A 4,444-nucleotide genomic window follows, 5' to 3' on the forward strand; every position below is an offset into this window, starting at 1 on the left:
GGCACGCGACCTCCTCGGCGTGCTCGGCCAGGGCATCGGCCGCGACGTCGTGCTCGGAGGCCGCGGCACGTAGGTGCAGGGCCCGCTCGACGATCCGCGCGCGCATGGTGGTCGCCGCCCGACCGGTCCAGGCCAGGTCGTCGAGCTGGGCCACGAGGTGGTCGGCCATGGCGCGGACGTCGAGCGCCTGCTCGCGCAGGTCGTGCACTCTCGCGCGCAGGACGGTTGGATCGCCGTACATGAAAGGACCTCCCCAATGTCTGGTCGCCGTCCCTCGGTCCCTTCCCCGCTTCTGTCGCCGCGAAACGCGCGGCACGGCAAGATGGGGCGCAGGAACAGCACACGACAGGGTGGTCGCATGGGGCGCAACAGGTTCAGGGCAGGTCTACGGGCCGGTCTCACGGGAGTACTCACCGCTGGAGTGGTGGCGGGGCTCGGTGGCTTCGCCCCCGGCGCCGGCGCGGCACAGGCGTCGTACGACGGCGCAGCGCGCGGATCGCTGGTCGTGAGCAGCCCGGGGCCCGTCGGCGACCCCGAGCGCGGCACCCGGCGCGTGGTCTTCGTGGGCAACAACTGGGACGGCACCGCCGACGTCGTGGCGCCGGGCTCCTTCGAGCGCCTCGGCCGGCTCGACGTCGTGCCCGACTACGACGAGCGCATGCAGGAGATCGCGGCCAACCCCTACCGGCTGGCCTACTTCCTCGCGATCCGTACGGCAATCGGTGAGGGAAACGACCAGTTCGTCGACGACATGTACTCCTCCAACGACGGGCGGCTGGTGGTGATCTCGCGTCCGTCGTTCGCCGACGTCGTCGCGATCAGCCTGAAGACCAAGAAGATCGTCTGGCGCTTCGAGGTGGACGGCGTCCGCTCCGACCACATGGCGGTCTCCCCGGACGGCAAGCGGGTCGTGGTCAGCGCCTCGACCGGCAACGTCGTGCACGTGCTGCGCATCAAGGACGGCGCCGAGGTCGGCACGTTCCCCTCCGGCGGCTCGCCGCACGAGAGCGTGTTCCTCGACGGCGGCAAGCGGATCCTGCACGCCAGCATCGGCACCGTCTACAGCCCGCTCGACGATCCCGACGTGCCCGACCCGCTCGAGGGTGAGCGCGTGCTGCAGATCGTGAACGCGCGGACGCTGAAGGTGAAGCGGCGCTACGACGTGCGCCAGGCGCTCGACGACGCCGGCCTGGAGAAGGTGTCGATCTCGGTGCGGCCGCTGACTCTGTCGCCGGACGAGAAGAAGATCTACTTCCAGCTCTCGTTCTTCCACGGCTTCGTCGAGCTCGACCGTCGTACCGGTGAGATCACGCGGTTCAAGCGGCTGCCCAACCTGGTCAAGAGCACCCCGCGACCGGCCTACGTGCTCGACTCGGCCCACCACGGCATCGCGATGAACCCGAAGGGCACGCGCCTGTGCGTCGCCGGCACGATGAGCGACTACGCCACGATCGTGCGGGCGAAGTCCTTCAAGCGCACCCGGCTGCTCAAGGGTGGCGAGAAGCCCTACTGGGTGACGCCGAGCGCCGACGGGAAGTACTGCTACATCTCGTGGAGCGGCACCGACACCATCTCCCGGATCTCCTACCGCAGGGCCCGCATCGTCGACACCATCGACGTCGGCAACCACCCGCAGCGCATCCGCAACGGCTTCATCCGCAAGGGGTTCGTGGAGGATCTCGGCGAGGCCGACCCGCGGATGCCCGCCGGCACCACCGGCTGAGGCCAGCCCCCCGGGGAGGGGGACCGGCCACCAGGTGGTGCTGCTGGGCGCTGGGTTCTACTGCAGGTCGACCTGCACCGCGGTCCAGTCGTGGGTCATCGTGACCTCGTTGGTGGAGGCGCGGCACTGGAAGTCGAGCACGGTCCCGGCCGGGAGGTCCGACAGGATGCCGTGCATCGTTACCTGGGCCACCCCGGCCGGCATGTCGACGCCGTGGTTGACGATGCTGATGGCCTGACCGCCGCCGAGGATGTCGCAGTACAGGTTGTCGCCCGGGTTGCCCACCTTGGGGAAGACCCGCAGGTTGTTGGTGATCAGGTAGTCACCGGCCTGGTCGATCTCGAGCGTGTCGAAGCTCTGCTTCGTACCACCGACGAACTGGATCGTGCTCTGGCCCGTCGCGTAGGCAACAGGCGGTCCCGAGAAGGCCGTGGCGACCGAGGAGTGCAGGTCCTGCAGCTTGACGGCACCGTTCTTGATGTCCGAGCTGCGCACGGCGTTCGGCTTGATCTGCTTGGCGCCGACGCTGTTCTTGGGCAGTGCCCCGGCCGCGTAGGCGGTTCCGGAGACGACCAGGCACAACGCGAGGACCGCGAGGATGCCGGAGAGGGTGGGACGTGGAAACTTCATGGGTCTGCCTTTCGAGGTGATGGACTCGTCTCGCTGAAGGAGCGGCCACAACGCTCGGAGATACGTCCCACCGCACATGTCCCGAGAATTCTTCAGGCTAGACCCGGGGCAGCGCCCTGGCCAGGCGCTCGAGCGCCTGCTCGATCTCGGCCCCGTCGCCGGCACAGCTGAAGCGGAGGAACCGACCACCGTCCGCGGTGTCGAAGTCGACGCCGGGCGCCACGGCCACGCCGGCGGTGGCGAGCAGGTGGTGGGCCAGGGCCATCGAGTCGTGCTGGTCGCCGAGGAGGTGCCCGACGTCGGCGTAGACGTAGAAGGCCCCGTCGGCCGGGGCGAGCCGGGTGATCCCCAGGCGGGGCAACCCCTCGAGCAGCAGACGGCGGTTGACGGCGTACCGCTCGACGTGGGCGTCGAGCTCGGCGTACGACGCCTCGGTGAACGCGGCCAGGCAGGCGCGCTGAGAGAGCACGGGTGGGCAGATCGTGAAGTTGCCGGCGAGCACGTCGACGGCGCGGCGCAGCCGGTCGGGCACGAGCATCCAGCCGATCCGCCACCCGGTCATCGAGAAGTACTTCGAGAAGGAGCCGAAGACGACCGCCTCGCGGCTGGTCTCCCACGCCGAGCGCGCCAGCCGCTCCCCGGGCTCGGCAGCCAGCGGTGCGTACTCGATGCCGTGGTAGATCTCGTCGCTGATCAGCTGGACCCCCGTCTCCTCGCAGTACGACGCCAGCGCGGCGAGCTCGGCGGGCAGGAGCATCGTGCCGGTGGGGTTGGCCGGACTGGCCACGACGAGTCCCTGCAGCCCGCCGGCCGCGTCGTCGTCGACCAGGGCGGCCACCTGGTCGAGGCTCGGCTGGAACCGGGTGGCCTCACCGGTCGGGATCTCCACCACCTCGCAGCCCAGCGCCGTCAGCACGTTGCGGTAGCAGGGGTAGCCCGGGCGGGCGATCGCGACTCGGTCGCCGGGCTCGAAGGCAGCCAGGAAGGCCAGCAGGAACCCACCGCTGCTCCCGGTCGTGACGACGACGTCGTCGGCGTCGACCTCGAGGCCGTAGGTGCGCCGGTGGTGGCCGGCGATCGCCTCACGCAGCTCACGCAGGCCGGTCGCGGGGGTGTAGCCGAGCGGGTCGCCGCTCTGCAGCAGCCGGATCGCCTCGTCGTTGACGGCCCTCGGCGCCCCGGTGCTCGGTTGGCCGGCCAGCAGGTTGAGCAGGTCGCCATGGGTGCGCTGGCGCTCGGCCCCGGCGGCGAGCAGGTCCATCACGTGGAACGGCGGCACGTTGGCACGCTGGGCGACCTGCAGTCGATTCACCTTCCGAGCCTACGGCGGCTGGGCTCAGGCCAGGCCGCAGAGCGCGTCGGCGTCGTCCAGCCGGCCCGCCAGCTCGGGCACGTGGTCGACGGCGGTGCTTGCCTCGTCGGTCTCTACCCGGCGCTGCTGCTCGGCCACCGACTCCGTCAGGTCGGAGAAGGTCGTGGCCGTGTCGTCCTCGCCGGTGCCGATCTCCTCGGTCACGCGCGGCATCGTGCTCTGCCAGCGTCGCAGGGTGTTGAGGGTGCCGTCGGCGTTCTCGAGGTGATCCAGGAGCGTCGGCTCTCCGGCGGCAGCCGCCGCCGCGGCGCCGTCCTCGATCTCCGTCAGTGCGCTGCGCAGCGGCTCCTGCTGGCCCTCGTAGAGGTCACAGGCAGCGCCGACCCGACGCCCCTCGGCGCCGACGGTCCACCACACGATGACGACCACGAGCAGCAGCAGCGCCAGGCCCGCGGCGACCCGGCGTCGGCGCGGCTCCCAGCTCGTCGGCTGGAGGGCCAGGGGAGTCTTCACGCGGCGGAGTCTATGAAACGCCGACTCGCGCCGCGCCGGTGGCACGGACGGCGGCCGCAGCGCCGGCTCGACGGCCGAAGAAGGAACCCTCGCCGAGCTGGGTGCCCGAGCAGTAGCCCTTGCCGTCCTGGGCCAGGTTGGAGGCGCAGGCGCCAGCGGCGTACAGGCCGGCCACGACCGTGCCGTCGGGGCGCTGTGCCTCGCCGTCGACGGTGACCCGGATCCCACCGAGAGTGAAGCCGGCGTACATCGCCTTGCCGAGCCGC

At 70.7% G+C, this 4,444-nt stretch carries 6 protein-coding genes; 1 reads left to right on the forward strand and 5 read right to left on the reverse strand.

Going from position 1 to position 4,444, the window contains the following annotated elements:
* On the reverse strand, positions 1-241 hold a 241-nt coding region (locus VOI19_RS15020; RefSeq protein WP_323793774.1), incomplete at its 3' end, for a hypothetical protein.
* A gap of 117 nt (positions 242-358) precedes the next feature.
* Between VOI19_RS15020 and VOI19_RS15025 the strand changes: the two genes are divergently transcribed.
* The gene (locus VOI19_RS15025; RefSeq protein WP_323793775.1) at positions 359-1,723 is read left to right on the forward strand and encodes a serine/threonine protein kinase; all 1,365 of its coding nucleotides are present in this window, start codon (positions 359-361) and stop codon (positions 1,721-1,723) included.
* A 57-nt stretch (positions 1,724-1,780) separates the two neighbouring features.
* On the opposite strand, the gene VOI19_RS15030 is transcribed toward VOI19_RS15025, so the two are convergent.
* The 4 genes from VOI19_RS15030 to VOI19_RS15045 all read right to left on the reverse strand — a co-directional run.
* Positions 1,781-2,353 (reverse strand): hypothetical protein, encoded by a 573-nt coding sequence (locus tag VOI19_RS15030; protein ID WP_323793776.1) that lies wholly within the window; start codon positions 2,351-2,353, stop codon positions 1,781-1,783.
* 97 nt (positions 2,354-2,450) lie between these two features.
* A complete protein-coding gene (locus VOI19_RS15035) occupies positions 2,451-3,665 on the reverse strand; it encodes a pyridoxal phosphate-dependent aminotransferase (RefSeq protein WP_323793777.1) in 1,215 nt (404 codons plus the stop codon).
* Positions 3,666-3,689: 24 nt separating this feature from the next.
* Positions 3,690-4,178 (reverse strand): hypothetical protein, encoded by a 489-nt coding sequence (locus VOI19_RS15040; RefSeq protein ID WP_323793778.1) that lies wholly within the window; start codon positions 4,176-4,178, stop codon positions 3,690-3,692.
* Between the two features lie 10 nt (positions 4,179-4,188).
* Positions 4,189-4,444: FAD-binding protein (locus VOI19_RS15045; protein ID WP_323793779.1), on the reverse strand; the 256-nt coding region annotated here is incomplete at its 5' end.

This window comes from Nocardioides sp., from assembly GCF_034670285.1.
Taxonomy (GTDB): domain Bacteria; phylum Actinomycetota; class Actinomycetes; order Propionibacteriales; family Nocardioidaceae; genus Nocardioides.